The sequence below is a fragment of the Planctopirus limnophila DSM 3776 genome, assembly GCF_000092105.1.
GTDB classification, from domain to species: domain Bacteria; phylum Planctomycetota; class Planctomycetia; order Planctomycetales; family Planctomycetaceae; genus Planctopirus; species Planctopirus limnophila.
Window position 1 is genome coordinate 4,626,934 of record NC_014148.1, and the last position, 24,465, is coordinate 4,651,398.

21 protein-coding genes are annotated in these 24,465 nt (G+C 54.5%); 17 read left to right on the forward strand and 4 right to left on the reverse strand.

Annotated features, from left to right (window positions below; genetic code table 11):
* Positions 1-251: 251 nt before the first annotated feature.
* On the reverse strand, positions 252-476 hold the full coding sequence (locus PLIM_RS18470; RefSeq protein ID WP_013111838.1) for a hypothetical protein: 225 nt from the start codon (positions 474-476) through the stop codon (positions 252-254).
* Positions 477-1,309: 833 nt separating this feature from the next.
* On the opposite strand from PLIM_RS18470, the gene PLIM_RS18475 reads away from it, so the two are divergent.
* Positions 1,310-2,887, forward strand: a complete 1,578-nt coding sequence (locus PLIM_RS18475; RefSeq protein ID WP_013111839.1) for a hypothetical protein — start codon at positions 1,310-1,312, stop codon at positions 2,885-2,887.
* Positions 2,888-3,270: 383 nt separating this feature from the next.
* Positions 3,271-4,017: a bacillithiol biosynthesis deacetylase BshB1 gene (gene bshB1 / locus PLIM_RS18480; protein ID WP_013111840.1), complete on the forward strand. Its 747-nt coding sequence runs from the start codon at positions 3,271-3,273 to the stop codon at positions 4,015-4,017.
* A gap of 469 nt (positions 4,018-4,486) precedes the next feature.
* Here bshB1 and PLIM_RS18485 read toward each other — a convergent pair whose 3' ends face one another.
* Entirely contained in the window at positions 4,487-6,181 is a 1,695-nt protein-coding gene (locus PLIM_RS18485; RefSeq protein ID WP_013111841.1) for a fatty acid CoA ligase family protein, read from the reverse strand.
* A gap of 592 nt (positions 6,182-6,773) precedes the next feature.
* On the opposite strand from PLIM_RS18485, the gene coaE reads away from it, so the two are divergent.
* The 15 genes from coaE to PLIM_RS18560 all read left to right on the forward strand — a co-directional run bounded on the left by coaE (position 6,774) and on the right by PLIM_RS18560 (position 20,843).
* Positions 6,774-7,700, forward strand: a complete 927-nt coding sequence (coaE, locus tag PLIM_RS23245) for a dephospho-CoA kinase (RefSeq protein WP_013111842.1) — start codon at positions 6,774-6,776, stop codon at positions 7,698-7,700.
* Positions 7,697-9,259 (forward strand): transcription termination factor Rho, encoded by a 1,563-nt coding sequence (gene rho / locus PLIM_RS18495; protein ID WP_148227183.1) that lies wholly within the window; start codon positions 7,697-7,699, stop codon positions 9,257-9,259. Before coaE ends, rho begins: the two co-directional genes overlap by 4 nt.
* A 108-nt stretch (positions 9,260-9,367) precedes the next feature.
* Complete coding sequence (gene ribH, locus PLIM_RS18500) at positions 9,368-9,847, forward strand: 6,7-dimethyl-8-ribityllumazine synthase (RefSeq protein WP_013111844.1); 480 nt, start codon at positions 9,368-9,370, stop codon at positions 9,845-9,847.
* A gap of 233 nt (positions 9,848-10,080) precedes the next feature.
* Positions 10,081-10,572, forward strand: a complete 492-nt coding sequence (gene nusB / locus PLIM_RS18505; RefSeq protein ID WP_013111845.1) for a transcription antitermination factor NusB — start codon at positions 10,081-10,083, stop codon at positions 10,570-10,572.
* Positions 10,573-10,862: 290 nt separating this feature from the next.
* On the forward strand, positions 10,863-12,263 hold the full coding sequence (locus PLIM_RS18510; RefSeq protein ID WP_013111847.1) for a phosphohexomutase domain-containing protein: 1,401 nt from the start codon (positions 10,863-10,865) through the stop codon (positions 12,261-12,263).
* Between the two features lie 553 nt (positions 12,264-12,816).
* Positions 12,817-13,119 (forward strand): hypothetical protein, encoded by a 303-nt coding sequence (locus PLIM_RS18515; RefSeq protein WP_013111848.1) that lies wholly within the window; start codon positions 12,817-12,819, stop codon positions 13,117-13,119.
* A 94-nt stretch (positions 13,120-13,213) separates the two neighbouring features.
* Complete coding sequence (locus tag PLIM_RS18520; protein WP_013111849.1) at positions 13,214-13,645, forward strand: hypothetical protein; 432 nt, start codon at positions 13,214-13,216, stop codon at positions 13,643-13,645.
* A 44-nt stretch (positions 13,646-13,689) separates the two neighbouring features.
* Positions 13,690-14,268 carry a hypothetical protein gene (locus tag PLIM_RS18525; protein ID WP_013111850.1) on the forward strand — a complete coding sequence of 193 codons (579 nt, stop codon included), beginning with the start codon at positions 13,690-13,692 and terminating at the stop codon, positions 14,266-14,268.
* Positions 14,269-14,590: 322 nt separating this feature from the next.
* The gene (locus PLIM_RS18530; protein WP_013111851.1) at positions 14,591-15,403 is read left to right on the forward strand and encodes a C1 family peptidase; all 813 of its coding nucleotides are present in this window, start codon (positions 14,591-14,593) and stop codon (positions 15,401-15,403) included.
* Between the two features lie 76 nt (positions 15,404-15,479).
* Entirely contained in the window at positions 15,480-16,382 is a 903-nt protein-coding gene (locus PLIM_RS18535; protein WP_013111852.1) for a thioredoxin family protein, read from the forward strand.
* Between the two features lie 87 nt (positions 16,383-16,469).
* On the forward strand, positions 16,470-17,360 hold the full coding sequence (locus tag PLIM_RS18540; protein ID WP_013111853.1) for an ATP-binding cassette domain-containing protein: 891 nt from the start codon (positions 16,470-16,472) through the stop codon (positions 17,358-17,360).
* A 32-nt stretch (positions 17,361-17,392) separates the two neighbouring features.
* Positions 17,393-17,881, forward strand: a complete 489-nt coding sequence (locus PLIM_RS18545) for an N-acetyltransferase (RefSeq protein ID WP_041402212.1) — start codon at positions 17,393-17,395, stop codon at positions 17,879-17,881.
* A complete protein-coding gene (locus PLIM_RS24610) occupies positions 17,868-18,311 on the forward strand; it encodes a hypothetical protein (protein ID WP_041402214.1) in 444 nt (147 codons plus the stop codon). The genes PLIM_RS18545 and PLIM_RS24610 overlap by 14 nt, the downstream gene beginning before the upstream one ends.
* A complete protein-coding gene (locus PLIM_RS18555) occupies positions 18,220-19,818 on the forward strand; it encodes a terminase large subunit domain-containing protein (protein WP_196349483.1) in 1,599 nt (532 codons plus the stop codon). The genes PLIM_RS24610 and PLIM_RS18555 overlap by 92 nt, the downstream gene beginning before the upstream one ends.
* A 338-nt stretch (positions 19,819-20,156) precedes the next feature.
* Positions 20,157-20,843, forward strand: coding sequence for a nuclease-related domain-containing protein (locus PLIM_RS18560; protein ID WP_013111856.1), 687 nt, complete (start codon positions 20,157-20,159; stop codon positions 20,841-20,843).
* A gap of 467 nt (positions 20,844-21,310) precedes the next feature.
* On the opposite strand, the gene PLIM_RS18565 is transcribed toward PLIM_RS18560, so the two are convergent.
* Complete coding sequence (locus PLIM_RS18565) at positions 21,311-22,822, reverse strand: anti-phage dCTP deaminase (RefSeq protein WP_013111857.1); 1,512 nt, start codon at positions 22,820-22,822, stop codon at positions 21,311-21,313.
* A 172-nt stretch (positions 22,823-22,994) separates the two neighbouring features.
* Positions 22,995-24,347 carry an adenosylhomocysteinase gene (ahcY, locus tag PLIM_RS18570; protein WP_013111858.1) on the reverse strand — a complete coding sequence of 451 codons (1,353 nt, stop codon included), beginning with the start codon at positions 24,345-24,347 and terminating at the stop codon, positions 22,995-22,997.
* Between the last annotated feature and the right edge of the window lie 118 nt (positions 24,348-24,465).

The following is a 24,465-nucleotide window of genomic DNA, read 5'->3' on the forward strand; positions in this document are numbered from 1 at the left end:
CCCTCCATTGAGATCACTGGAAGCAAGATCTTCTTGACCGAAGGCTACATATCCTTCATTTCTGAGAAGACCTGCAGTGCCTTGGGTATCGGCTGTCACTCTCAGGGCTTTGCACTGCAAAACCATCGCCACCAACGATCCCGGCGAAACGAACTTCTGGCTTCGATCCATTCGCTAGAACAGGTTCATTTTGACAAGCCTGTCAAACTTTAGCGGTCAGGCAGACTGATCGGCCCGGGATCGACCTCCCGCTATTGAGCTTTCTTCTTTGGCTTGGCGGCAGCTTTGCCAGAAGACTTTCCTGAAGCAGATTTCGACAGCTTGCCATTGGGTTGGCCAGGCGTTTTAGCTTTTGTCTTCGATGAATTTTTAGCACCCGTTGCAGTTTTCGAACTGCTGGTCGTCTTGCCAAAAATACGATCCCACCCATCAGAAAACTCAGCCGTCGCCCCCGTATGCACCGTGTAACCAGTCATCAGTCCGCACTCCTTTCTATGTTCTTTGGAGGAAGAGACTCTGAAAACCACTGGAGCAGTCCCCCTCAACTGAAATTGTAGATTGCCGACGTCCTGCTCGCGATAGACATTTTCCTGGCCATTGGCTTACCCGGCCACCAGCTCTTCTCCAACTCCCAACCACCAAAAAAAACAACCCCCAACGACTCTCACAAGTCGTCAGGGGTCATCCGTATTCCAGCCTCAATCACAGCCCATCCTGGACAGCCACGACCAACGAAGTCACCTTCGCCCGTCATGACTGCCAGCTAGCCCGATTTCTCAATCGTCTTATGTTCAAGCTTCATTCGCTGTCGATTTTTCCGAATGCAGCTCGCGACCATTTTCGTTCAGTGCATCACAAAGTCTGTTCGTCACTGACTCAGTTCCCTACTGACCGTAGCACTCGAATTCGAGGGGAAGTACCCACAAGCAGTACTCCCACCATTGACACCTTGAGGTGTCAATCGCACAGGATGGGCTCTGATCGAGCCACGGGAGAAACTTCGGTCCGGAATCACAAGCGGGCAGATCCCACCTGCAAGGTGCACCCTGATGAAGCCTCTCTACCCAATCCCACTCTGTTGCGCCACCTTTCGCGTAACTAACCAAAAGCGCAGGGAATCGACCGTCTACAATGGTTATACGAATCTGGAGAGCTGCACTCAAAATCACCGTGACATCTTGCCGTTAAAAAACTGAACTTTTGCCATTTTTTCAGGATGATTTTTCGACACGCTTAGCGGTAATATCTCGTAAGAGATATAATTAAAATAAGCGCAGTGTGACACGACAACAATCAAGATGGTTACGTCATGCAAAAAAAAGTGGGCGATCAACGAATCGAAATCATAAATGATGACCGTGTGTACACTTCTTCAGAGTTGATTGGTAAGCTCAACGCTGAAGGTTTTAGCACTCCAAATGCTCGCAAAATCCTCAGTCGCGAGTCACAAAAAAAGAGCCTTTGGCGTTCAGAAACGCTCAAATTACCGAGAGATGAACGACTATTTTCTCGATTGGGATTGGTTGGAACGCCATCCTTCTTCGCACAAATCGGAGAAAAACTAAGGTCAACACAACGGCATGGAATAGCGAGAAGTGTCGCAGCTCTTGGTACGCATAAGCTGCTTCATCGCATGGATCTGCTACGTCTCCTCGCTGTGACATCATCAACGGATGCCGCCCTGTCAGGAAGTCGGCAAAGACTCTCATTTGAGGAGGAGTGCCGCTCGCTCGAAGAACTTGGAGCAAAAATCATTCAGCGTGGAACAGCTTTAGAGTCAGTTGTGGCACCACAGGCTGTGCAAACCGGTGAAGACCTAGATTCTCTTGCAGTGATTGCCTTAAGCCGAATTCGAGTTGAAACACTTCTCGCAAAGATTTTAACTGAACGGTTTCGAAAGCAGAATCTCATATCATGGAACTGCATCGATATCGCGGACTTTGACAAGCCATACGTTGTTTTCAATGGGCAAGTTTTCACAGCATATGGGTTTTCCTATCTTGGACCTCTAAGGCGGTGGAAAGATGGAAACCGAACTCCTACTTCATGTCCAGTCGTTATAGACTGTTACCACGATATGTGCTCCCTACCTCAGGTTGAATCTTTGCTTCAAAGAATTCAACGAGCAGCCTATCGAGGCCGCAAACAGCAGCCCATCTTGGGCGTAATTGCCGCACGCGACTTCGAAACGGAGGCGTGGAGTAAAGCTCGTCAAGAATCGTTAATGACTGTTAGCTTTCGCCAATTGTTCGGCGATGAAGCATTGAATGTAATGATTCAGATTGAACAACTGCTTTGCGGAATATGCCAGTCCGATCCAAAAAACTCTCAAGATCAATATAATAAAGTGGCTACACTGATAGAAGACTTAAAGGTGAATCCAATTGTAGCAGATTTACGAGCAATTGGTCTTGAATTAATATCTGCTTTGATTCTGCAATCAAATGGATTCACTTCACTAGAGCTCGGTCGAGTCGTTCCATGGGGTAGTACATCTCGCGATGTAGATGTTTTTGGGATTCGTGCGGATAATGAGTTGAGAATTGTGGAATGTAAAGCCTATCACCATAAAAAATCTCTTCTTGACTCCGATGTAAAAAAGTTTTTTACGGAAACCGTACCAGCATTGAAGAAATGGCTGAAAGACAATTCTCGTCATTTTGAAAAATGTATTGCTGAAATTTGGACGACAGGGCCTAAAGGCAAAAACGCAGAAAACACCATGAAGGAAATTAGAGTGCCTGCTGGTGACAATTGGACAATACGAAGAATGAGTGATATGCACGCAGAGATACCAAAAAATATACGAAGACGCAGTGTGGCGCTCTTAAAGGCCATTTCATTTCCAGAAACAGACCTGAACGACTTATGCAACGAAGAATGCTGAGAATTCAAATAAAGCTGCTTCTTTAATCCTCACCCGCGTCTTCGTTGGAGAGGGCACAGTGAGGGTCTTCCTCATCGATTTTCAACAACTACAATGGCCTCCGCCGGAGTGCCAATTGTCTGCTCCAGGCCAGAGATGAAAAGCGTCCTGCGATGAAGCGACTCGTGGATTGCACGCCCGATACGTGCGAGCTCCGCTCATCCCAGCCTTCTCCCGTCAGAACGGGAGAAGGAGCTAAACTGCAATGAATAACCAGCGTCAGCCGATCTGGTGGCAAACGAGGACGTTTGACCCCAGCCTCACTTCGAATCAACATACTAAAGCAAGCTGTGTGAATGAGCGTTGAATCGTAGATTCCTTATCTCTGTCAGGAAGCGTCATCCTTGTCTTCGAGCCTTGCAGAAATACCTGTCGATTTCGAGCCGCTGGACATCCTGTGTGTGGCACCGCATCCGGATGATGCGGAGATCAGTGTGGGAGGTTCGCTGCTCAAATGGCATCGGATGGGGCAGCGTGTGGGTGTTCTCGATCTGACTTCGGGTGAACCCACCCCCTTCGGAACACCTGAAATTCGACGCTCAGAAACCCAGGTGGCGACGAAACTTCTGGAGCTGGATTTTCGTTTGAACCTCGGTTTACCGAATCGCGCGCTCGAAGCCACACTGGATCATCGTCGGGCTGTGGCGGAGGTGTTTCGATTAACCAGTCCCAAGGTCATTCTGGCACCGTGGCCTGAGGATGCCCATCCCGATCATGTGGCAGCGACACAGATGATCGAGGCGGCACGGTTCTGGTCGAAACTGACGAAAACAACCATGGCGGGTGAGCCTTATCACCCTCCCCGAATCTTCTACTACTGGAGCATTCACCTCAAAATTCAGCCAGAGCCGGCATTTGTCGTCGATATCAGCGAGACGATCGATGAGAAGATGCGGGCCGTCGAGGCTTATGCCAGCCAGTTCATCACAGGTCGCACACTCACCTTTCCGACGGCTCTGGATGATATTCGTGACCGGGCCCGCTACTGGGGCTGGGCAATCGGAAAAGCTTATGGCGAGCCAATCGGGAGTCGCGAGGCTTTGTGCGTGCATGATCTGGGAGCTGTCACCAGCCTGAAGCTGGGAACATAGTGTGTCTTCAGCCGATACGGTTCCGTTGATCTAACAGCGTGGTGATGGTTGCGAAGGCATGCTTGCCCAGAGCCGCTGTCTTTTACACACAACTTTGCATCTGTATTAATCTGCGGTGTGGCAAGTGGCTGTGTGGCTGGGGTCAAACGTCTTCGTTTGCCCCCAGGTCATGAGACTTTGGTCATCCCTGACGACCTTTCTCAACTGCCATGAAGCATGTTTGCAGATGCATTCGTGCCGGTGACCTGAATTCACCAATGTGCGGATGCAGACATCCGACCGTTGCCACCCGGCAATGTGAAAACATGAAGTAGAAAAGCGTAAAGACCACGCCCTTTCGCACTGTTTTGTTTTTTTAGGGGCTTCAGGTCGTGCCACCCAAGACAGTGCCACCCATGACTGAGTTGAGAGTGAACTCGATGATCCATCCGGACGGGTTGCCCAAACGCAGCATTCGTTGATAGCGCGGTTATGGTTTACGCTGACTTTTGCTCAATTGTTTTGCGGCCCAGGGGGCGAGTTTCTCCCGGAAGATTTTGGAATTGTGCCGGGTATCAACGGGGAACGCCGGGTGTTCGAGAAAGTGTTCAATCGCTGCCGTGACCCGGCAACTGATGGCCAGCGAGCGAAGTTCTTCTTCGAGCTGAGCAAACGGTGTGCGGTCGCCCGGATTCCTTTCAACACACAGGACAGGGATGATTCGCTGGTCAATGAGAGCACCGACCAGAGCTGTTCTGGCGACTGCGGGATGCCCATTGAAGACCGCTTCGCACTGATCGGCAAAGAGGGTTTGTGCAGGGACACCAGCTTCGGCCGGCAATTCAACCCGCTGTGATTTCCGGCCGCAAAACCATAAGTGGCCCAGCTCGTCAAAGTAGCCGGCATCTCCCATGCGATGCCAGAGTTCCCCCGTGTGTGGATCGATGATTTTTGCCAACGCTGTCTGTTCGGGTCGGGCATCGTAAGACTTGGTGACGACTGGCCCGCAGACGGCAATTTCGCCAATCACACCTGGTAAGCGGATCAGATCGTTCGACCACTCGGGGATCGGCTCATCACTCAGGCGAATGACGCGGGCCTCCATGCCGGTCACCACTTGACCGACGCAGATCCCCGCTCCAGCGGCAGTTTTCTGCTGGGTTTCACCTAAAATCTGCTGGCTCGAAACAACAGCCACAGGGAGCGATTCCGTCGCACCATAAGGTGTGTAGATGGGTGTCCCCGGCGATAAAAGGGGCTGGAACAGTTCCAGAATTTTCGGGTTCACTGGTGCGCCGGCAGAAACCACACGCCGAAGTGTGGGGAAGGTCTTTCCCGCTTGTTGTGAAGCGATGGCCAGCCTGCGGATCAGAGCGGGAGAACCGAACAGATTTGTGACTTGAAAGAGTTCGATGGGTTGCCAGATTTCTTGAGGATCGACCTTCGCAGGACGGGTGAAATCCATCCGCGGAATAATCGCGGACATATTGAGGGCCGGGGCAAAGAGTGCGAACAAAGGAAAAGTGCAAAGATCAATTTCGCCCGGAGAGATCTTCAGAGCCTCTTTCAACAGTTCCACCTGGCTCAAGAAGATCTCGTGAGTGTAAACGGCTCCTTTGGGAATTCCTGTGCTGCCACTGGTGAACAGGATGGCGGCTGTTTCATCCCGGGGGAGATCGACCATGGGAACCTGTGAGCTTTTCTGGCCCAGTCGTCGCAGTTCGTCATAAGTCCGCCCGCTCCACCAAAGCTTACGGCCGACGGTAATCAACTGGCGCAGCGAGCCTTTCGCCCAGCCCAGCAAAGAGCGCGCGATGTGAGCCTTGGTGATGCCAATAAAGACTTCGGGACGGGCTTCGGTCAGGCATTGTGCCAGATTTTTGAGCCCCATGCCGGGATCGATGAGGACGGGGACGGCCCCCAGCCGGAACAGGGCAAAAGTCAGTACGAAGAATTCCGGTGAAGGGGGCACCATGAGCGCAATGCGTGTCCCCCGGCGAATGCCGATCGCATTCAGCCCGGAGGCCAGTTCAACAGATAATTCATGGAGCTGCTGAAAAGTGAGCGTTTGATAATTCTCCACCCGCAGTGGTGTTCGACCGGATGGCGGAGCGTAAATGGCGACCTGATCTGGCCTGTTAGCAGCAGCAGTTTCCAAAGTTCGAGCAATGTTACTGGCTGTCATACGCTGCAGACTCATCAATGATTAAGCATGTGATTGTGTGATGCTGCGGAGTGAGATGACCTGCTTTTTGGTTGACACTCGCGGTGTGGAGGGGCAGGATATAGGTAATAAGGTACGTGATTCCAGTGTTTTGTCGCTGAATTTGGCAAGGAGCCAACTTCAAATGAGAACGCAGTCATCCGTATTGTGTGATTCCCTGGTCATGTTCTGAAATCAGTCCAACTCACCCAATTGAGCACAAGTCCTTGTGTCGTCTTGATCTGTCCCTCGATTCTACCGACTTTCCCATCCTGTTCTGACTTCTCACGACATCTTCTGGCAATCCTGAATGGGAACCTGTCGATAACATCGCCTGCCATATCAATACAGCACCAACCCACCTGCAACGAATCATTCACAACGAACCATTTCTATTGATCAACGTTCCCAGAGTTCGCCCCATAAGCACTTTCAACTGCACCTCATCACCTGCGTGTCCAACATTGGCATCATTCCTTCATAACCTTGGATGAATTCATCGAACCCGTCGTCAGTCATCTCTCGCTGCAATTCCAAACCACCTTCCTTAGTTAAGCACTGCTGGTAATCTTCCATGACATCGCAGTCTGCGATCAGCACTCGAAAAGTCCCTGTCGTCGGAATTCTGGGAGCGATTGGCTCCGGGAAGAGTTTCGTCGCGCGGAGTGCTGCCGTCGATGTGGAACCGCCGTGGCTGGTGCTGGATGCAGATCGTGCGGGACATGAGGTGCTACGGGAAGAGGCTGTTCGCGCCCGGCTGGTCGAACTGTTCACCAGTCAGATTCTTGGTGCCGATGGTGAAATTGACCGTCGCCAATTGGCGGCCCAGGTGTTTGGAGAACTCCCCACTCAGCAGGCTGCGAGAAAACAACTCGAACAGGTGGTGCATCCGCAGATTCGATCGCGGCTACTCCAACAGATCGAACATGCGGCTCATGCCGGATACGCGGCTGTGATTCTCGATGCAGCGATCCTGCTGGAGACTGGCTGGCGTACACTTTGCGATTTGCTGGTTTACATCGATACGAATGAAGTCGATCGTCATGCACAGATCGCAGGGCGTGGCTGGTCGTTGGAAGATCTGGCCCGACGGGAAGCGAGCCAGTGGTCACTGGATGCCAAGCGATCCGTGGCCGATCTGGTCATTTTCAACGACCTCAAAACGAATGCAGCGACAACGGCTCTCAGAGACGCGATTCAATCGTGGTTGAAAACACCACCGGTCACGTCGTCTCACGCGGAGATGTCCGATGTCAAGGCGATCGCGCAGGAGCCGGGAAAAGCGGCTTCTCAGAATGGTGTTTCATCTTTCGTAAAAAATGCCGCCAGCCTGTGTGTTGTGAATTGGCCATGTGACGAGCCTGCGCCCTTTTCTGGCATGGCCTGGCCACTCGTACGTTCGTTGACAAACTTTGAAAGCGCGTGGTGGTGTGCCAACCTGTCAATCTGGCACCAGCCACTAAAAATTACCTCTCAGTTAGTCAGGCAGCCCTCGCCATGACCATGAAACCTCGTGCCTCGATGAATCGTTCGACAGAAGCCTCTGCCACCGGAGAGGCCCCGCCGATCCCCTTAGGTTCCTTCCGCAGGGAATCTCAGTCAGGTCGTGCAACGGCAACAAGTAGTTCTGCTGCCGGCCGTGAACCTGTGCGCGAACCAGACCAGGATCGTGCCGATCGTCGAACAGAAGAGTTCAGTGCGCCACCACTCGCTCGATCGCAGGCTCTGCCACCCGATGACGACGACCAGCCACTTCCCGGCGACGACAAGTACGAGCAGGCGAAAAACGGCGAAAACGAAATCCATGTCGCTGAACTCCAGCGATTGACGATGAAAGAACTCATCGACATTGCCCGAGCGGAGAACATTACCGAGTACACCGGGCTCAAAAAGCAGGATTTGATCTTCAAGATTCTCAAAGAACGCACCAAGCTGCATGGCCTGATGTTCGGTGAAGGCACGCTCGAAATTCTTCCCGATGGTTTCGGGTTTCTGCGCAGCCCCGATTATCACTATCTGCCCTGCCCGGATGACATCTATGTGTCACCAAGCCAGATTCGCCGCTTCGGGCTGAGGAATGGAGCGACTGTCGCTGGTCAGATTCGTCCGCCCAAGGAAAACGAGCGCTACTTTGCTTTGTTGCGGGTCGAGGCGATTAACGGTGAAGATCCGAATCTGCTGACGGAGAAGGTCTTCTTTGACGACCTGACGCCTTTGCATCCCGAGCGTCGACTGAAGCTGGCGGGAATATCTTCCGATTACAGCTCACGCGTGGTCGATATGATTGCTCCCATCGGGATGGGACAGCGAGGACTGATTGTTTCGCCACCAAAGGCTGGCAAGACGATTCTGCTGCAGAATCTGGCGAAAGCTGTCCTTGCCAATGAACCTGATGTCTATGTGATTGTGCTGCTGATTGACGAGCGCCCCGAAGAAGTGACCGATATGGAACGGCAGGTCAAAGGGCGAAATTGCGAAGTCATTTCGAGTACGTTCGATGAACCTCCCAGCCGACATATTCAGGTTTCGGAGATGGTCATTGAGAAGGCCAAACGCATGGTCGAGTACGGTCAGCATGTGGTGATCTTTCTCGATTCGATCACCAGACTGGCCCGCGCGTGGAACTCGGAAGTTCCTCATTCGGGAAAGATCCTCACAGGTGGTGTCGATGCGAACGCTCTGCAGCATCCCAAGCGATTCTTTGGTGCGGCACGCAATGTCGAAGAAGGGGGCAGCCTGACGATTATCGCCACAGCTCTGGTTGATACCGGCAGCAAGATGGACGATGTGATCTTTGAAGAGTTCAAGGGGACAGGGAATACCGAACTGCACCTGGATCGCCGGATGGTTGAAAAGCGAGTCTGGCCCGCGATTGATATCAATCGTTCGGGGACACGCCGGGAAGAATTGCTGTTTAACGAAGAAGAACTTCGCAAAATCTGGATTTTGCGCCGAGTCGTGGGTGATATGAACCCCGTGGAAGCCATGGAACTGCTGACATCCAGGCTGCGGCGAACCAAGACGAACGAAGAGTTTCTGAATACAATGAATTTAAGTTGATGGATGCCTGAGTTGATGGATACCTGAGCAGAATCATGTTCTGTTCGAGTCGATCGAATACTGATGGCTCTTTGTTGAATCCGTACTCTTTCCAGTATCAAAACTGATATGACGCGCACTATTGAAGCTCAACTGCTTGCTCCTCAAGAACCTGTAGCGATTGTCGTCTCGAGGTTCAATGAACTCGTGACCAACCGCCTGCTGGAAGGGGCCGTTTCGACGTATCGTCGACACGGTTTGCCCGAAGATCAGATCACGGTGGTGTATGTCCCGGGGTCATTCGAGCTGCCTGTCGTCGCGCAAAAGCTGGCACAATCGCAGAAATATGGTGCGATTGTCTGCCTGGGGGCTGTGATTCAGGGAGAGACCACGCACCACGAATACATCAATCAGCAGGTGGCCGCCGGCCTGCAGAAGATTGCTCTGGAGTGTGGTATCCCGGTGGCGTTCGGTGTGCTGACCTGCCCCACGATGGATCATGCTTTGGATCGATCGGGCGGGAAAGCGGGGAACAAAGGTGTCGAGGCGGCACTGGCAGCGATTGAAACCCGCAACGTGCTCATCGAACTTTCCCGCCATGAGAAATAACTCTCACGAATCGATCATGCGCACATCATCTGCAGGGGAATACGATCGATGGCCTGCCGACTCAGGGTCATCAATTCCGGCCCGTCATCTGATGTGACCATGAACAGCCTGCGTGTTCAAATCCATATTGTTTAGCGGCCTGAAGGAATGCTCCGAATCGCTGAGAGTTTCTTCCTGGTTGCAGGTTGTTATCATCATTTGTTTCCGCCCGTGATTTGTACCTCGGATGTTTCATGTCAATGTCCCGCCGCCACAAAGCCCGTGAAGTCGTGCTTCAGATGCTGTATCTGAAGGATCTCAATCCCGATGTGGGCTTCGAGCAGATTCGTCAGATGATTCAGGCCGAGTTGCCGGATGAAACGCTCTCTCGCTTTGCCTGGGGGCTCTTTTCCGGGGCGATGGAATTCCGCCCGGCGCTGGACAAGAAAATCGAAGAAGCAGCGGTCAACTGGTCGCTCAGTCGTATGGCACCCACAGATCGCAACGTGCTGAGATTAGGTGCCTATGAACTTCTGCAGACCGATACGCCCCACCGCGTGGTGATCGATGAAGCTCTCGAACTGGCCAAATCTTTTGGCGGTGCGAATAGCGGCTCGTTTGTGAACGGCATTCTGGATCGTTTACTGCCGCCCGAGAAAAGAGCACGCGCTGCGAAGCCCACCGAAGAAGTGCATGCCACGACAGAGTCAGAACAGCCAGCCGATGGAGAAGAAGCTCCTGCGTGAGAAATTTTTCGATGGTCACGCGCTACGGTCACAGATTGATCGCGGCTGGGTGGCAGGGGTCGGATGTCTTCATCCGCCCCCTGGTCAATCAAGTTCACCAGCGCAAATGCATCCGAAACATACATTTATTGCTTTTAACGCCGTTCGTCAAAAGCGATCAGCGTCAAACAAACTGGGGGCAAACGAGGACGTTTGACCCCAGCCACCCTGTCGGCTTTTGTATAAGATTCCCTCTGTGTGATCGTGTGGGTGTGTTCTTGTGAGTGGCCGGCAGTTGTAGAGATTGTTCCATGGCACCGGCGGACGAGCCATCAGAAACTTTTCCTTCGATCGATGCAGTGGCTGAGCCCATCGATGCATTGGCCCCAGGCGCTTTACCGGGGGGAACGTATCGCTGTCCGGAGGAAACGTATTCGATCAGCCGCAGTGTGCATCTGGCGCGACTGGCGGCTCATTATCCCCTCTGTAGGAATTGCCCGGCTCGCGACGAACAAGGACTGCTGCCCATCAGTTTCCCTGTAGCGCCGATCCTTGAAAACCGTGAGGAAGAGATTTTTTCGGAGGGTGGCGTCCGGGCGGTTTATCTGAATGTGATGCATCGCACTCGTGCGGTGGAGTGGGGCAGGGCGATTGGCAAGGCTTTGAGCGAGGGGGCGTTCGGGGGAGTAGCCTCGACTGCCGGGACGACATTAACAGTGGTGATTGGTCATGATGAGCGTGTCAGTTCGCCAGAGATTGCCGCCGGGCTGGTGAAAGGCCTCAGACAGCAGGGGCTGGATATTGCTGACCTGGGGTTCTGCCGAAAGCCCGATCTGACCCTGGCGATGTCATCGTTCCAAAATGTGCTGGCGATCTTCATTACTGGTTCGGGATATGGCCCTGCCTGGACGGGATTTGACCTGATCGGGCCGGATGGCCTGGCCTGGCCATCGATTGAGGAATTGCGCTGGCTCAGTGGGGAATCTCGCACGGGAATTTATGCTCACGCTAAACAACTGGGTCGATACTCACCTCTTCTCCACTTTGAGCAGGATCAGACCTTACAGGAAGAGTTTCATGCGCTGCGCCCGCTGACTGTGGTTTGCGGGAGTGAGAATGAACTTCTTTTTCAGAGATTGAAGCGATTGACGGAACATCATCCGTGCCGGTTGATTCCGCTCTCGCTGCCGGCTGTGCATCGGGATTTATCGAGTCATACTTCCGCCTCGCTGAGAGTTCTGGAAGAGACCGTTCGTCAGGAGCAGGCTCATCTGGGGTGCTATTTCGCACCGGATGGTGAAACGTTGACTGCTGTCGATGAGCAGGGGAAGTGGCTCTCGATGCCGGATGTGACGTTGTTACTGGCGATCGAACTGGCTCAGGAACGTCTGATTTCTCCCTCGCAAGAACCTTTAGAAATCTGTCTGACAACGACGGCCTGGGCTCATTGGCACACCGATTTCGAACGGTGGGGATTTGTGAGTCTCGATGGTGGCCCATCGATCCAGACGATGACGAAAGCACTCACGAGTCGAAAATGCTTACTCGGCACTAATGGCTCTCCCCAATGGTGGCTTTTGCGCAAAGAGCTCGCCGTCTGCGATGCTTTGCGTGTGTTTGGCACATTGCTGAGATCGCTCAGTCGCTCGGATCGCCCCTGTTCACAACAACTGGCCGCTCACAAGGCGGGCTTACCACGCGATCTGACATAATGAGGATCTTCTCCCCTCTCCCACAAAGACGCGGGCGAGGGTTCCAGAGGGGCATGTGCCGCGAGAAGAGTTGTGGGTGAACGACTGGCCTTCATCCGCTGCCACCAACCCCGCTTCTAACCTCTCCGTTGATTCGCGTTCTGGCAGCGGAAGACCCAAACGTGGGTGAACGACAGGCCTCCATCCGCTGTCCCCAGCCCCGCTTCTAACCTCTCCGTTGATTCGCGTTCTGGCAGCGGAAGACCCAAACGTGGGTGAACGACAGGCCCCCATCCGCTGTCCCCAGCCCCGCTTCTAACCTCTCCGTTGATTCGCGTTCTGGCAGCGGAAGACCCGAACGTGAGTGAACGACAGGCCTCCATCCGCTGCCACCAGCCCCGCTTCTAACCTCTCCGTTGATTCGCATTCTGGCAGCGGAAGACCCAAACGTGGGTGAACGACAGGCCCCCATCCGCTGCCACCAACCCCGCGAGGGGCGCAACAGGGGGTGATAGGGTGAGGGGGCGGAAAAGTGTCTGCCCGAAAAATCGTGGTTGTTCGGGAGGCCTGTCTCATGCGCCCTGTGGTTGATGAATCGATGGAAGCGAATGTTCCCCAGCCGGGGAATTCTGGAGAAAAGGAACAGTTTTGCGGGAGTGCCCGGTTCGCGCTGGCGGCAAGTGATGCGGGGGAGATTGCCCGCACTGTTGCGATTGCCGGTGGGTCGGCAGCACTGGTGGCGCTCTTGGAGATTCTCAGTTCGTTCCACTTTGGCACCTGGAACGCCTTCTTTACGGCTGTGTTCACCGTCGTCATTCGACTGGTGCAGCAATGGAGCACCGATACCCGCCGCGTGACACACCCCTGGCGCGATTGACCCAGCGTGATGTTCGGCCAGTTGTCGTCAACCGCCTGTTGATTTTGTGCCTGTCTCTTTGGTCAAGCCACTGTTTTCGTGGGGTGCTCTCAGCATGTTCACTCGTCTGGTGTTTGTTCGTGGTCTGTCGGTTCTGGCAGTCATTTTGTGTCTGGCTGGTGGCTGGCATGTGATGCAAATGGTCACAGGGATGGCGGAGCGCTCGCTCGGCAACTATCTGCTGACCGTTTTTCCGTGGGTGGTGGTGATCGTGCTCTGGCCCCTCATTCGCTGGCTGAACTCTGACAAGCCCACGCCTGATGCTGAAGAAGGCAATGTGAAAACGCCCTCCTTCGAGCCAGTCGTGCAATCACTGGATGTGCTGCATCACTACTTCCCCGCTTCCTCACCGGCTCAAGAACAGCTGCAGGAGCTGGCGAAAGCCGCCATGGCTCAGCGTTACGACAACCGCCAGAGATCCGCGACAGCCAGGAAATCAGTTCGCGGCTGCGTGCGCGGACCCAAGACTTCATCCACGGCTTCCTGAATCTCTGGTTTCATCTCCCAGTCCTTACTCAGAGAACCTGTCTCATGGTCTTTCGACGTTGTTTTCGTGCAGGGCGGGTGCAGTGTGCTGCCGCCGCTGGATGGTTCGAAGCCGCTCCTTCGAAGTGCGAGAGTCCACGCGCCCTGCTCTCGTGCCTGTTGCCGCGTGTTCCCACCATGGGGTTTCCCTTCTCCCCCGGGCCTGCCTGTGCCCCGACACGCGTGCTTCCAGCGACAGCCCGACGCTTGCTCGTCGGCCTGATGGGATGTTTTCTCCTCGCATCCCTCGCTGGCTGCCTGACACCCGCCCTGCACGATGATCACCCGCGTCCCGAAGTTCCGCTGGCTGCTGATCAAGAGCTGGCCCGAAAGGCTTTGCGAACCTATGCCGTCGGTCTGCAGCAAGCCTTTGACGAAGCGAGCCAGCGATCAGAACTTCGCCCGGCTGAGTTGCACGAAGATCTCAGCGCACGCATTTCAAGCATCCGACGTGCCGCCTTCGCACCCCTTGATGCCCGGCTCGAAGAGGTCATGAATCGCCAGCCAATCGATGAGCTTCAGGCCCGCAACCTGTTGAAAGGACTCTCTCAAGGCTTTGCCGCAGCGATCCCAGAAGCAAAGTGAGTTTTTGCATCACAACACGCGACATGGTCTTCGCGTTTTGACGTCGAAGCATTCCACGAAATGACAGTCCTCTAAGTGCCCTGCTGACAGCTTGGGGCGGTCGATTTCACACAACTTTTCTAGGGGGAGGCTCCCAAGGGTGGCAGGGGTCAAACGTCCTCGTTTGCCCCCGGGTCATCTGACATTGGCACTTCATGGCGACGTTCATGGAGAGTCATGAAGAACATTGCGGATGCAATGTGTCCTGTGGTCCTCGAGTGACCTGGGGGCGAATGAAGACATCCGACCCCAGCCACCCGGCCTTTTTTGTGGGGAACATTTCATGAATCAATTTGGTTGGCGCGATGATCTGGAAGAGCGTCTGCTGTTGTCGGCATCTTCTCAAGCTCCGCTGACGAGGTCATTCTCTGTCAGCGATGCTCCACAAGAAATCGATCCCCGCCCATGGCATCGCATTGAAATGCAGGGATCTTTGGGAAGCTGCCAGGGGCATGCCCTGTCGAGCGTGGGAGAAATGGCCTATCACCTCGCCAGTGGGCGCGTGACGCAGTTCTCACCTCTGTTTGCCTATTACGCCACTCAGCAGATCGATGGGCTTTTAGGACGTGATCAGGGGAGCACCATTCAAGGGGGTGTCCAATGTGCCCGGCAATATGGCTTCTGCCCGCTGGAGGTGTTCCCGAACCCCGTCCCCTTGCGCTACACCGGTGTGATTCCTCAAGAAGCCTGGCCCGCAGCGGCACCATTTCGCATCCGGTCGCACACTGTGTGCACCTCGTATGACGATGTCTGGTCATTTCTCGCAGCCGGGCAAGGAGGTGTGGTGGCTGGCCTGGGCTGGAACAGCAGCCTCACGCCACGTCAGGGGCGTATTGAAAGTTATCGCCCGGGCGGTGGCGGGCATGCCGTCGCATTTCTGGGATACAGCCGGCGGCGCGATGCCCAGCAACGACCTTATCTCTGGCTGGCCAACAGCTGGTCAGAGGAGTGGGGAGATGACGGCTGGGCAGAGGTTGCTCCGCAGGCGGTGGAATCGATGCTGGCTGATCGCCGGACTGTCATGGTCGGTCTCTCGGATCTCAGTCTGCCGACACCAAGACCCATTCCCTGGCGAGAAAAATCGATCTTTGAGTGAGCCCCGCACCTGCTGAGCGGCTCGCGGATTTTATTGACATCCAGTTTCCACACACCCTTTGTTTCAGGGGAGAATCATGTTCCGGAGCATCACCTTCTCGCTGATCTATCCTGCCGGGCTAATCATGTGGCTGGCCACTGGCCCGCAGGCAGGGGCCCAACCTCATGTAATGGCTGAAGAAGCTCTTTCGCAGTCAACGAAAGCGGCATGGCCATCACTCTTTGCAGAGGCAGCAAGCCCCGCGAGTCCTGTGAATACAGCTCAGAATTCTCGTGCGTTGCAGTGGCTGGTGTTTTATGGCCCGGGGTGTGTCCCCTGCATGCGCGCTATTCACGATTTTCAGCCCTGGTTGAAGGCCAGTGGCTGGGAGGTGAGCGAAGTTCCCCAGGCTCATATCCGCTTGATCGACGCCAATCGCGAACAGTCGCTGGCACGACAGTTTCAGATCGAAGCTTGGCCCACCTTTGTGCTTATGCATGAGGGGAAAGTCCTCGAGCGGCACACATCGTATCCGGGGCGGCAATTCCTGGCAGACCGCTATCTGGCAGCCGCTGCTCGAGTTCGTGACCAGCGAAGCTTCACCAGCCATGAGCCAGTCAGTGCGATCTCGATGGGCACTTTGTCCAATACGTCTCGGGAAGTGGCCCTGCTGCTGGAATCGACCCGGCCTCTGCTCGAAGCGGGACTGATGTTCGAAGGCCGTCTCCTGCCAGCCAGCCAGAAGGCTTCAGGCAGCTTGCCAGCCAGTACCACCATTTCACTCACCGAATCAGCAGCCATCCGGCTCTACTGGCCACTCGTGTTTCGCTTATCGAGACAACAAAACTCGCTCCATCTCGATTTCGAGAAGCCATATCCCCAGTTCCGGATGTCGAACATCTTTCCTGTCGAACAATCGATTGAAGGGCTCACAGCCACCACGCAATCTCTCACTATCGAGTTGCCCCGCATGATTGACCTCAAGTGGCAGCTCGATTAATCGACCCTCGTTGAATCGCCGATCGTGGAATGGCCCCATCAGTTCTCTGTGTTCATCGTTCACGCCGGTCTTACTGGATCTCCCGACATGCTGCTCAATATCTGCTACCACATCGCCCCTAAGGCACCCACCGTTCAGGCCTCGATGGTTTGCGATCACTTCGGCCTGACACTTGATGGCCAGCAGCAGGTGATTGCCCGCGATCTCGAACTCCCGGTCACTTCCGGAAACCTCATTGCCTTCGTCGGCCCCTCGGGCTCTGGCAAATCGTCACTCATGCGGGCCGTCGCTGCAGAGCTGAAGTCATCGGGCCAAGGAGATGTTCTGTGGCTTGATCATCTGCCGCAGGTTGCGTCACTCGTGGCCGACGCCCTGGCACTTCCACCACTGGATGCCTTTCGACTTCTGGCCCAGTGCGGTCTGGCTGAGCCACAACTTCTTTTGCGAACACCTGATGAACTGAGCGACGGCCAGAGATTTCGCTTTCGCCTCGCACAAAGTGTGGCCGAGGCGCTTCGTCGCCAAAGTCAGCATTCATCACAGGGCACCTGGATCGCGGCCGATGAGTTCACTTCGCCACTCGATCGCACGCTAGCCAAAGTGATGGCCCGCAACTGGCATTCCCTGTTGCGCCAACATCGCCTCGGTGGCCTCGTGGCCACCACACACACCGATATTCTCGACGACCTCGAGCCCGACCTCATCGTCACCTGCAGTCACGACGCGCCGCCTCAGCTTTCCGGCCTGGCCGCCTCGCCGACATTCTCGTCCGCAACATCGTCCGCACAGCGGACCCTACGGGAGGCCGACGCCCCCACGCCCGCTGTAAAAAAAAAGAAATCAGCTTTTTCCACGAACTGGCCCTCACCACCGGAACGAAACGCGACTGGGCGTATTTTGCTCGGTGGCATTACCGCTCGCACTCCGTCGGCATTGTCCGCTTCGTCACCATCCTCTGGCATCTCCACGAACCCATAGGCATCTGTGTCTTCACCAGTGCCCCACTCTCGTTGCGTTTGCGCAACCAGTACTTTGGTCTTTCCGGCCGCTGGACAAGAACCGGCCTCCAGGCCATCGATCGACAGTTCTGCCGATTGGCCCGCGTGGTGATTCATCCCACGTATCGAGGAGCCGGGCTGGCGGCTCCTTTTGTTCGCGCCAGTTGCCAGCATGTTCCCTGGCCGTGGATCGAATCGCTCGCCGAGATGGGGCAGTTCCACCCCTTCTTCGAGAAAGCCGGGTTCCTCAATCTCGGGGAATGTCAGTCCGCAACCCATTCCCCAAAGGCACCTGCCGCAGACCATCGTGAGCAGCACTCCCAAATCTACGGCACACGTTCACTTTCGGGCCGCAAGCGATTGATCACTCATGAAACGTTCCGCAAAAGCCAACATGCTCACCCCGTCTACTTCCTCTTCGATAATCGAAACTCACCCGCCTACCTTGCCAGTTGCCAGAGAAGAATCGCCAACAGTCCCCCATCCCATGCTCTGGAATGAATCACTCGAAACCACACCACAGCTTCTGAAACCCGCTCTGCTCACCAGCGATCAACAGGCGGAGTTTCTCGAACTTCTCACCAAAGGAGCCAGTCCCTTCGGTGCCTGTGAGAAGCTGGAATGTTCGCAACTGCAACTGGCTCTCACGCTCGCGCAAGATGCCGAATTTTCCGAGAAGCTCAAGGCGATCAAGGAGATTCAAGGCCAGAACGTGGTGGCCATGCTCTATCAGGCGGCCCTCAAGGGAAATGTCACAGCTCAGCAATTCTGGCTGCGCCATCAGCCACCAGCCGACTGGCGACTGGCTGCCAGCCCACTGGAAGGACAAGACCTCAGCGATGCCGATCTCTTTGACCGCTGCCGAGAGGCAGGACTTGATTTCCCGCCTGAACTCACTGCGCGCCTGGCAACTCCTGATCTCGAGGCATAATCCTCACAGCTTCCGGCATGTGGTCCGTCTTTCTGCCGCCGATCGAACGCGGCAGGCCACACTCGAATCGTGGCAACGGGCCGATTTCGCAGCCCTCGACCCCGCCTGGCGCAAATTGGCTTTCGGTTCTCGTCCTTCGTTATCACAGGCCGACGCGACCACTTCGAACGCTCCCCACGTTCTTCGAAGGGCCTATCTCGAGCGACCGCGCGGCCACTCGAAAACCACCGATATCGCTCTCTCCTGCGCCTGGATACTCGCCTTCGCGCAGGAACCCGTCACTGGCATTGCAGCGGCTGCTGATCGTGAACAGGCCCAGTTGCTCCTGCAGGCCATTGCGAGGCTCGTGCGTCTCAATCCTCACCTGCTGGGCCATCTGCAGGTGCAGCAGGAACGGGTGATCCACACGCACACACGCAGCCGGCTCGATGTCATTTCTTCCGATGTCGCCAGCTCCTGGGGCCTGCTCCCCGATTTCGTCATCTGTGACGAACTCTGCCACTGGACAAAGCCTGATCTGTGGCATTCGCTCGTTTCTGCATCGGCGAAAAAGCCGCACACCCTGCTCGCTGTGATGAGTAATGCTGGTGTGGGCCGTACCTGGCAATGGCAGGTTCGCGAGGCTGCCCGCACTTCTCCCGAGTGGTACTTCTCATCGCTCCATGGCCCTCAGGCGAGCTGGATTACCCCAGAAACACTGGCCGAGCAGCAGCGTTTGCTCCCCGCGACCGTCTTTGCCCGCTTGTGGCTCAATCAGTGGCAACAGGCGGAAGGCGACTTCGTCACTCTCGACGAAGCCCGGGCCTGTATCGATCCCTCACTCGCGAGGAAAGAGCATGGTTCACCAGGCATCCATTATGTGGCGGCCATCGATTATGCCGAGAAGCACGACTGGACAGTCGCTGTCATTCTGCATGCCGAGGGAGATCGCCTGATTGTCGATCGCATGGATGTCGCTATTCCACAGCCCGGGCGGCCCACACCTGTCGCGTGGGTCGATAACTGGCTCACCTGGGCAGCGGGTGCCTTTGATGATATTGAGTTCGTGCTCGATGAATATCAGTTATTGTCCATCATCCAGCATCGCTCGGCAGAACTCGCACTCGAACGCTTTTCGTTCGCTGGTGGAGCCGGGAATCACGCTCTGGCGATGTTATTGCGGCAACTGATTATCGAACGCCGGGTGCTCTGGTACCCCGGTTGCGGCTCACCGCAATTCGATCAACTCGATTTTTCCCACGGGCCCACTCCTGCAGAAGCGCTGATCAATCCCGAGACGACGACGCAGCCGGGAGATGAGAACGATCTGGCTCAGGAACTGGCGACACTTTTGCTGCGACAGTCGCCTTCGGGCCGATTGCGTTTTGACCATCGAAACGAAGCCGGCTTCCACGACGACCGCGCCTTCGCTCTCGCCGCTGCCTGTTTAAAACTGACAAAAACACCCATCTCTCCCTCCTACTTCGACCTCACCCCACCCACAACCGACGGCACATTCGCCTGGTAATCGCCGACTTGTTGTGTGCCTGCCAAACGCGGAGGGTCCGCTATGCGGACCATATCCCGCGTTCCACTGGTAGCATCTTCATAAGTAGGGTGCATGCCAATGCACCAGTTCGGCCATCCTCTTTATAGCTGACTGGCATCAAATGAAACCTTCTCGTCCGGGTGCCACTGTTGGCTCGCCCAGCAGTGCTCGTCAGAAAGTGAGTCGAGGATGTACATGGCCACCCATCGAGACTGATCTTCCACTGGAAGCGGTTGATGGCAGCTTTGCGGAAAGCTACGGTGGACTAAGGCTTTGCGCAACCCACCAGTTCAGCTCACAGCAACATCAGGCCCCCCATGAGCCATCTCCGAGGTTGGTTTGGCGAAATCTGCACCCGGCTGGGCCTGTGGCTCAGGCTCCCTTCGCGAACCTACCGCCAGTTCCACAACGTCGTCGTCCCCACCTCCAACGGCACGACACAGATCGATCACCTGATCGTTTCAACTTACGGCCTCTTCGTCATTGAAACCAAGACCATGAATGGCTGGATCTATGGCAACGAGCAAGACAGCCAGTGGACGCAGAAGTTCTATAAAAAATCGTTCCGCTTCCAGAACCCGCTCAAGCAGAACTATCGGCATCTCTGCTGCCTCGAAGAGCACCTGGGCCTGCCCCGAACCTGCATGCACTCGATTATCTTCTTCATCGGCGACGCGGAACTGAAGACCCCCATGCCCAGCAACGTCCTCACTCACGGCCTGTCGAGCTATATCCGCTGGCATCGCGAGCCATTATTATCTGAAGACGAAGTGGAGCGGATCATCGCCGCCATCCAGGAACTGAAACGCGATCGCACTCTCAACCACGCCACCCACATGGCCTCACTCGCAGACCGCCACTCCTCAACCACCCGCTGCCCCAAATGCGGCAACGATCTCATCGAGCGGCAATCCCAACGCGGCCCGAATGCCGGCAACACCTTCCTCGGCTGCAAATCCTACCCCCGCTGCCGCTTCACCAGACAACTCTCCCAAGAGCCATAACGCAGCACGGAATGCACTTGGCATTGCACCCACACTGGTACGTGGCACACAACATGCCAGAGTGACCCAGCCTTGTTGTCACCGACCTAATTGTATTCCTTAGGCAGAAGACAGTCGGCTACTAGAGAACGTCTATTGTCCTTCCCTGCCGAAGATCCTCAAGTTCAACTCAGTGAAGCAGAGAGATCCATAACATTTTGCGACGTGGCCATCCCAACAGAAATCTGAATCTCAACCCTGACCACCCGACGGAATCAATTGATCATTACTACTCATCGTGAGTAGCTTGATTGCGTGCACAAGGGTGACAAACAACCTCATGTCTTGGTTTGTCGAGAATGATATCTTCCGGTGCCAATGGTGCCACAGAAGATGGTTGCAAACTTTGCAAAAGGATGTGTCTTTTCCAAATTGGCCATTCTCTGACCACTGCCGCAGCACGTTCTAGCTTCTCAAGGAATTCGGCATCAGTCACTTTTTCCACTCCCAGTTGCGGCGTTAATTGACTGAAGGAAAAGTGTAGCCGCCTCCGTTTCGGAATCCAAATAAGAACGCGGCGCCATCTGTATTCTAGAACGAGAATCTTGAATAGACCAGTTTATCTTCTGTCCACTTTCATCATTTTTGCGCACTAGTGGGTAGCTCGACCCCAGTTGCATGGAGAATAAGTCAAAAAAACGTCGAGGGCCGATTCCGACAAACGGCTCGAATCTCACTCGTCCGTTCACTTGCTCACTTTTTGTTCCGGGAGGTGCAATTGAGTCGTCGTGAAACTCCAAAGCCTTGCTTTTTGGATATGGTTCAACGTAAACGACTCTCTCAATGCCTGCCGCTACAATATGTTTCGCACAATTGTGACAGGGAAACGTAGTGCAGTAAAGTGTTGCTCCAACAGTTGAAACACAATTCCTGGCGCAGCTAAGAATTGCTTCCATTTCCGCATGAACAACTCGACCGAATTCAGTCAGATCTCGAATCGGACTACCCTCAAGGCAAGCTGCCACCATCTTAGTATCAACATTACACTTCTGGCCGATTGAATTAGCAATACTGTTAATCATTCTTACCTGTTCAGCTCGATTAGAATCGCCATCCTTCCTCATGTAGTCTCTACCATCTTCCAAATCTCGAATACACGGGCCATCATGGCGATCTGGCCAGTACAGACCTCCGCCTGCCTTGGGGCAGTCATTAGCTCCAGTCGAAAGTATCTGCTTATCCTTAGCGACAACGGCTCCTACCTGCCTCGAAAGATCTGCGGAGCGAAGCGCTGACGAAAACGCCATAAACATTGCATGCTCGTCGAATGTTGGCGTCTGGAAAGGATTGCCGAACCAGAGATCGACAATACGGTCGATGTCACACGCAAGCTGCGATTGATTAGAAGAGAGATCTATAAAAAAATCGGCCAAATGAAATGTTTTCCGCAACCTCTGTCCATGCGGATCTTCACTTTCGTCAGCATCACGATCAAGCAGTCGATCAACCTGTTCGGTTGACAACCCCTTACGAGTGAGCTCTTGACGCCGATCCTGCTCGCTCTGATGAACACCAATTAGCAGAAAACCGGATGGATAGGTCACCCTTAAAAATTCGACCTCCTCTGGCCGCTTTAGGGAACTGATTATAAATGCGGCTTTCTGTTTTGGCTGAATTGTCTCGTTGCTACTCAATCGCCGTGAATATATGTTCGCGACAACACCTTGTGCCAACACTGAGTCACCGTGCTCCGCCCTTGACTTATTCCCGGCATCCATCATCTTGTTGATTCGGTCGTATTCCGATTTGTACGGCGTATTGTCACCTGACATACGGCTCATCACATCGCTAGAAACGCGAATAACTTCAACTGTATAGGAGGCTCTTTCCAGTGACTTTTGTAGATCCCGGATGAATCGATCACTATCTGTCCCTACAGCGTGCAAAAGTCCAATCATCAACTCAGGATGAAAAGATACAGATGAGTCTACTTTTTCCATGATCGCCACTTACTAAGATTACCAATTCGACTGAGCTGCTATTGTGTGCGATTTGAAGGGGTAAGAGCAAGTTGTAAATGTCCAACAAAAAACCGGACTTGCATCAGTGTTAACTGACGAAAGTCCGGCAATAATTTAGGAAAATGCCAAAACAGGCTAGAAGAGGCCACCCTTAATACCGATAATGCTCCGGCTTGTACGGGCCTTCAACCGGGATGCCCAGGTATTCGGCCTGCGTTTTGGTCAGCTTGGTCAGCTTGACGCCGAGCTTTTCCAGGTGGAGGCGGGCGACTTCTTCGTCCAGTTCCTTCGGCAGGCGGTGCACGCCCAGCTCGAACCGGTCGGTATCCTGCCAGAGTGCCAACTGAGCCATCACCTGATTGGTGAAGCTGTTCGACATCACAAAGCTGGGGTGACCATTGGCACAGCCCAGATTCACCAGACGACCTTCGGCCAGGACGATAATGCCCCTGCCATCAGGATACGCATAGCGATCCACAGGGCCGCCTTCGTCCTGATCGCTCTTGATCCGCGTCTTCTTGATATCCTTGCGGTTATTCAGGTAGGCGATTTCGATTTCGAGATCGAAGTGCCCAATGTTGCAGACAATCGCGTTGTTCTTCATCACATCGAGATGCTCTGCGCGGATAATATCCCGGCAACCTGTCGTCGTCACGAAGATGTCGGCATAAGGAGCGACTTCTTCGAGCGTCGTGACCTGGTAGCCTTCCATCGTGGCCTGCAGCGCACAGATGGGGTCGATTTCTGTGACGATGACGCGGGCTCCCAGGCCCTTCATCGAAGCCGCAGAACCCTTACCCACATCGCCATAACCACAGATGACGACGACTTTGCCAGCAACCATCACATCGGTCGCACGCTTGATCCCGTCGGCCAGCGATTCCCGGCAGCCGTAAAGGTTATCGAACTTGCTCTTGGTGCAGCTGTCGTTCACGTTGATCGCGGGAACACCCAGCTTGCCCTGCTCCATCCGCTGATAGAGCCGATGCACGCCCGTGGTCGTTTCTTCGGAAAGACCCTTAATGCCACTCAGCAGCTCGGGGTACTTGTCGTGAACCATGTTGGTGAGGTCGCCACCGTCATCGAGAATGAGGTTCAGCGGCTGACCATCCGGGAAGAAGAGGGTCTGTTCGATACACCAGTCGAACTCTTCGTTGGTCATCCCCTTCTTGGCGTACACAGGAATACCAGCGGCAGCAATGGCCGCAGCAGCAGTATCTTGCGTGCTGAAAATGTTGCAGCTCGACCAGGTGACTTCGGCACCCAGGGCGGTCAACGTTTCGATCAGCACAGCGGTCTGAACAGTCATATGCAGGCAGCCGGCAATGCGGGCCCCGGCCAGTGGCTTGGTGTTGCCGTACTTTTCGCGAAGTGCCATCAGGCCTGGCATTTCGACTTCGGCCAGTTCGATTTCCCTGCGGCCCAGTTCGGCCAAAGAAATATCCTTGACCCAGTAGGGCAGCTTGTCTGTTTTGGCCTGTTCGTGAAGTGTGGCTGTCGCCATAAGTCGAATTCCTCGCAAATAGAATCAAAATGTGGCCAATCCCATGACCACTCAAAACGGCAAATCGACCGTCGAAGAAAATTCCCCGTTGATCGCGATTACAGAAGTATAGCGTGAT